Source organism: Paenibacillus sp. 01L418 (assembly GCF_056400045.1).
In genome coordinates this window covers 1-6,085 of the sequence record NZ_JBFTSN010000387.1, presented here as the reverse complement: position 1 = coordinate 6,085, position 6,085 = coordinate 1, and the positions used below count along the sequence as shown (strand labels likewise).

5 protein-coding genes are annotated in these 6,085 nt (G+C 41.6%); 1 reads left to right on the top strand and 4 read right to left on the bottom strand.

Translation table 11 applies throughout. The features are described 5' to 3' along the window. Positions 1-48: 48 nt before the first annotated feature. From AC1DSE_RS28395 to AC1DSE_RS28385, 3 genes are all read right to left on the bottom strand, one after another. A complete protein-coding gene (locus AC1DSE_RS28395) occupies positions 49-768 on the bottom strand; it encodes a DsbA family oxidoreductase (protein WP_339202621.1) in 720 nt (239 codons plus the stop codon). A gap of 152 nt (positions 769-920) precedes the next feature. Next, on the bottom strand, positions 921-1,577 hold the full coding sequence (sleB, locus tag AC1DSE_RS28390) for a spore cortex-lytic enzyme (RefSeq protein WP_441882544.1): 657 nt from the start codon (positions 1,575-1,577) through the stop codon (positions 921-923). Between the two features lie 308 nt (positions 1,578-1,885). Beyond that, positions 1,886-2,683: a TerC family protein gene (locus AC1DSE_RS28385; protein ID WP_076265871.1), complete on the bottom strand. Its 798-nt coding sequence runs from the start codon at positions 2,681-2,683 to the stop codon at positions 1,886-1,888. 527 nt (positions 2,684-3,210) lie between these two features. On the opposite strand from AC1DSE_RS28385, the gene xerS reads away from it, so the two are divergent. After that, positions 3,211-4,305, top strand: coding sequence for a tyrosine recombinase XerS (xerS, locus tag AC1DSE_RS28380; RefSeq protein WP_477528568.1), 1,095 nt, complete (start codon positions 3,211-3,213; stop codon positions 4,303-4,305). Positions 4,306-4,353: 48 nt separating this feature from the next. Here the strand turns inward: xerS and AC1DSE_RS28375 are convergent. Next, positions 4,354-6,085, bottom strand: a 1,732-nt coding sequence (locus tag AC1DSE_RS28375; RefSeq protein WP_477528567.1) for an ABC transporter ATP-binding protein, incomplete at its 5' end; no start/stop codon positions are given.

Genomic DNA, 6,085 nt, shown 5'->3' with positions numbered 1-6,085 from the left:
GCTCCTTAGAGTTGTTTCCTCCATGAAATGTCCGCCCTTCGTAAGCTGTTACGACTTTGATGGATCAGGAACACAATAACCATCCGTACATGTAACATCAGCGTCCCCTTCATTCACTTGAATAAAGGTTGGATGTTTTTCTTCCCACGCTTTATTTAATGTGTCCAAAAACACTTCAGGCGATTGTGCGCCGGAAACAGCATATTTACGATCAACTACATAAAAAGGAACACCTCGAATGCCGAGCTTGCTGCCTTCCTCTTCTTCTCCACGGACATTGTCAGCGAATTGGTTAGACTCAAGCATTGCAGCTGCTGCGGCAGTGTCAAGCCCAACTTCAGCAGCGATTTCAACAAGGCGCTCGCGATTGCCGATATTTACGCCATCTGTGAAGTAAGCTTTAAACAATCTCTCGGAAAGTTCCTTTTCCTTGCCCTGCTCAGCAGCAAAGTGAACGAGACGATGTGAGTCAAACGTATTTGTAGAAACTGTTCCTTCAAAATGAAAAGTGATTCCTACAGCTGCAGCTTGTTCTGCTACGTTAGCCGTTGTTTCCTTTGCTTTCTCCACGCTCATTCCATACTTCGTTGCAAGCATGCTGTATGTGCTTATATTTGAATTAGGATCAGCACTTGGATCTAGCTCAAAACTGCGGAATACGATTTCGATCTTGTCTTTATGCGCAAATTTTGCAAGCGCGAGTTCGAACTTCCTTTTTCCTATATAACAAAACGGACATACATAATCCGACCAAATTTCAACTTTCAATGTTGGCACCTCCAGAATGTTTAAAAAAAGTATGATACTATCTTTCTTATTGTAACATGATTGCATAACTTTTTGAAAACATCTCGCTGGCAAATATGATAGATACAAAAAGATTCTTATCGCAAGTTACCTTGTCGATAAGAATCTTTTGTTTATACTGCAAATATATGACGTCCAATTTTTCCGGTTTGCTTGCGTGACCAAATCCATTCAGAGGTAGCTGTTTCTGGATTAAAATAATAAAGAGCTCCACCTGTTGGATCATAACCTTTGACAGCTTCCTGTGCTGCTTGATAGGCAAGTTTGTTTGGAGTAAGATTATATTGTCCATCATCAACGGCCGTAAATGCTCGCGGCTGTTCAATAACGCCTCTTACTGTATCTGGAAAACTAGACGATGCCAATCGATTCATAACGACAGCTCCAACTGCAACCTGTCCTTTATAGGATTCGCCACGTGCTTCTGCATAAATAATTCTTGCCAGCAAATCAAGCTCTCCTTGATTCACGGATACACTCTTAAGTGTTTTCCAGGTCTGTGCGCCTGCTACACCGTCGGAAGCCACACCATAATCCTTCTGAAAACGTTTGAGTGACTCTAACGTCGTTGTGCCAAAATAAGCCGTTACGTCTTTATTAAAATAACCTAGCGTTTTTAACCGATATTGCAAATCCGGAACATCGGGTCCTGAGCTTCCTACCTTTAATGTAGCAGGCGGAGCGGCATGAGCAGCTTCGAGCGGAACCGAAAATGCCAGCATAAATATAATAATAAGCGCCATACTATGTTGTATGAATTTAGTGTTCATCATTTAAGAATGAACCTCCTTTTTCTATAGCGTACATACAAATTGTCCGCAATTTGGAAGAAGATTGGCAACTCTTCTACAGACTCGTTTGAGTTTAGCACAGTTAAAATGGAATTGTAACCGAATTTGCAGAATTGCATATATTTACTAATTTACAACATCGCAAAAATCTGAATCATATAATGAAACAATCTTAACGGTTTAATGTGACGTGATATAGAGGAGTTCGGAACATTTATAAGCTAATAAAAAGAAAAAAACTGTTGAGGAAACTCAACAGTTTTTTTCTGATTTATATTGAAAATAGATTAGTTGTTATTTGTAGCTACCTTACCGTCATTGGATTCCTCTTTGTCGCTCGATAGGAACCAACCTATAACCGCGATCAAGACAAGGACTACATAGAAGGTAATTTTCCAAGCTGCTGAATGGGAGAATGATTCTGGAATGATCCCCAGTTTAGGGTGAGACAATGTGACAACAGCCAGCTTGACGCCTACCCAACCTACGATAACGAATGCAGCAACTTCAAGTCCAGGCTTGCGCTCTAGCAGCTTCACGAAAGCTGAAGCAGCGAAACGCATAATGATTAGACCGATGAAACCACCGATAAAGATGACTGCAAAGTGACCGCCATCCATTCCGCCTATTTTCGGCAAATTGGTCGTTGGCAGCGCCATTGCAAGCGCAACAGCTGCCAGGATGGAATCTACTGCAAATGCGATATCCGCAACTTCTACCTTTAATACGGTAAACCAGAAACCACTCGCTTTTTTGGTTTCTTTTTTGTCTTCTGTTGCATTATCGACATGCTTCTTGAAAATGACTTTTCGGAAAATATGGTTTAGCGCAATGAACAATAGGTACAACGCGCCAATTGCCTGGACTTGCCATACTCCAACCAGAAAGGAAATAGCGAATAACGAGGCAAATCTGAAAACAAATGCCCCTGCTAAGCCGTAAAACAATGCTTTCTTCCGTTCTTTCTCCGGCAGATGTTTGACCATGATAGCCAGCACAAGTGCATTGTCTGCTGCGAGCAAACCTTCAATTGCAATGAGGATGAGCAGAACCCATCCATATTCCATTAACAAACCAAAATCCATACAAGATTCCTCCCTTTCGACTCTGCTTAAGTAAATTTAACTTGTGCTTACACCCAAAAAATAGACCTTTGCCGACTAGTGGCAAAGGTCTCGCTAACAACGTTAAGTTGCCAATAAAGCCGGAGATCGTTAGATTCTCGTAATGACGACTTTACTGTAGCAGCTACTCCCCTTTGGAATGAAGCACGATGAAGTTATAAAAAGGTATACGGGCTGTTTATTAATGGGTTTCAAAAATAAAAAATAAAATAATTGAGAAATTATTTTGTTTTTTTAGAGTGACCATTATATAAATTCTTATACATCCAAACACCATAATCTACGTATGAGGGTCATAATGAGAAGAAGTCTCTGAGTAGAGAATTCTTTTTTTGCCTATTACCCTTTTATGACGTTGTACCCCCTTACTCTAATTGTTACAATATAACTATTCATCTGGTTATTATTATAATTTGTTAACATAATTATTATTATGTTTATTAAACGCCATTAATTATTCGCACCATTAATTTTAGGAGTGACTCGCCATCAATATTATTAAACAAAAAGATCGTGAAGAGCTCGACAAGAAACTTCCTACGATGCCTTGGTATATTGAAAAATTTATTAATTACAAACTTCCAGATTTATCTCCTTCATCGCTTGTCGAATATATGAGAGACTATGAAACCTTTCTTAACTGGTTAATGGCAGAAGGTCTTTCTGAAGCAGCAAATATTAGAGATGTAGCTTTGCTTGAACTGGAAAAKCTGCATATGGACAGTATAGATGGCTTCCGTATGTATTTATCGACTCATAAAGTGGAGCGAAACAGTAAAACGACGATCTCACGCAAGCTTTCCTCCCTCCGCTCGTTATTTCATTATTTAAGTCAAATTGCAGAGGATGAGGAATTTTATCCTCTACTCAAACGGAATGTTATGGCAAAGGTTACGATTAAACGTACGCATAAGCCGAAGGATACAGCCGCAAAGCTTGAGGGCAARCTGCTTCAAGAAGAGGAAATTTCCGAATTTATGGCTTATATTAAACAGCATTATGGGACGGATGTTGCCAAAAACAAGCAGGCACTTTACGCATACGAGCTTAATATGATAAGAGATGCATGTATCATTAGCTTTATTCTACATTCAGGCTTGCGTGTATCTGAACTCGTCAATTTAAACGTCGATGATATCGATCTCAAGAAGAAGCTTTCCTATGTGTATCGCAAAGGTAAAAATGACGATACGTTTAAAACCCCTGTATATTTTCGCCAAGAGGCGGTTGAGGATCTGCAAGCTTATTTGACTCTAAGGGAACTCCGTTACAAGGCGCCAAAAAGAGAGAAGGCTTTGTTTCTGGCTGTTGCTAATGGAAAAAACGAGGGTTCGCGCATGACGAAGCGAGCAATTCAAGAAATGGTACTGAAATATGCCAAACGCTTTGGAAAACCTTACTTATCCGTACATAAGCTCAGACATAGCTTCGCCACGGACTACTATCTGCGAAACGACATCTACAAAACCCAAGAGCAGCTTGGGCATGCTTCGCCGGAAACGACGCAAATTTATGCGCATTTAACGGATAAAACGATGGCACAAGCAATCGATCGTACAAAAAAAGAGGACGAGTCAAGCTAGCGCATCTTTTGCGTAAGCCTGACTTGCCCTCTTCTTTTATTCATGCCATTAAGAACTAGTTTGCAAAATAACAGATTCCTGCATAGACAGCTGTGTTAGAACAAGATTGGAGTAGATGCCGCCTTTCTTCATCAGCTCCGAATGCGACCCCTGCTCGGCTACTCTTCCGTTCTCAATGACGAGAATAAGATCAGCATCCTTAATGGTGGATAGTCTGTGCGCGATAATAAACGCCGTTCTTCCTGCTAGCAGCGTGTGCAAAGCCTCTTGAATATGCTGCTCTGTTTCCATGTCAACGCTGGATGTAGCCTCGTCTAATATGAGTATGCCGGGATCTGATAGCAACACACGGCCGAAAGCGAGCAATTGCCTTTGGCCTACCGAGAGTTTTGAGCCTCGCTCCTCCAGCTGCGTTTGATACCCATCTGACAATTTGCTTACAACGCGGTCTAGCCTTACGCTCTCGGCTGCTCTAAGCAGCTCTTCCTCTGTTGCATGGTCGTTGCCATAACGCAAGTTCTCTTCTACCGTACCCGCAAAAATAAATGAATCCTGAAGCACGATTCCCATTTGCTTGCGTAGAGATTCGAGCGTTGCCTGCTTAACGTCCATCCCGTCAATTCGCACGGTACCGTCAGTAGCATCGTAGAAGCGCATCAAGAGATTAACGATCGTGCTTTTTCCAGCGCCGGTTGGCCCGACTAAAGCTACTCTTTGCCCGGGCTTAACGAGAAATGAAACGTTATGAAGCACATCAGGTTTATTTTCCTCATAACGAAACGAAACATTATCAAACTCAACCTCGCCGCGAACCTGCGGCAGTTCTAAAGCATGCTTGCTATTTTTCACCTCTGGATCGGTATCCAGCACTTCAAATATACGCTCGGCAGAAGCCATAGCTGACAACAGCTGGCTATACACCTTGGATAAGGCGCTCAGCGGCCCCCAGAAGCGCCATAAATAATTAATGAACGCCATAATGAAGCCAAGCGTAAGCGCGCCTTCAATGACCTTCATGGCTCCGAACCAAACTACGATACAGGTGCCCAGCATTCCGATCATTTCAACCAGTGGATATACAGTCGATTCCAACGTAATTGCTCGCATAAATGCGCCTTTGTTGCGGGTATTTATACCTTCAAATCGCTCATTGTTAGTCCGCTGGCGTGAGAAGGCTTGAATGACACGAATGCCTTGTATCGTTTCGTTCACATTACCGTTAATCGATGACATCGTTGAGCGTGAACGCGACCATGAGCCTTCAATTTTTGGACGTAGCTTTGCAACGATGAAATAGAGCAGCGGCATCATAATAAATGAGAGCAAAGCAAGCTGCCAATCCATCCAGATCAAAATGATGACGATGCCAAGTAAATGCGTAACCTCCATCACCATCGTTATCAAACCGCCGTTGATTAGCTCACCAATAGCATTTGTATCATTCGTTATTCTGGACATAATTTTACCAGCGGGACGCCCATCAAAAAAACGAAAGGACAAGGTTTGCAAATGATTAAATAATTGCTGACGAAGATCAAACAAAATACGTTGTCCTGTAAAATTGATCCATCTGGTATGCATATAGCTAAACAACCAGCCTATTAGCTTAACGCCCAGCAGAATAGCACCCAATACATGGATAACCGAATAATCTTTTTGGTTTATCCCTTTATCGATGATGTACGCAAGAATAATTGGCTCGGATAAGCTTAATAACATATTAATAAGCACTATAATAATGACCCACGTCATTAATTTGCGATAAGGGATAAGATATTGA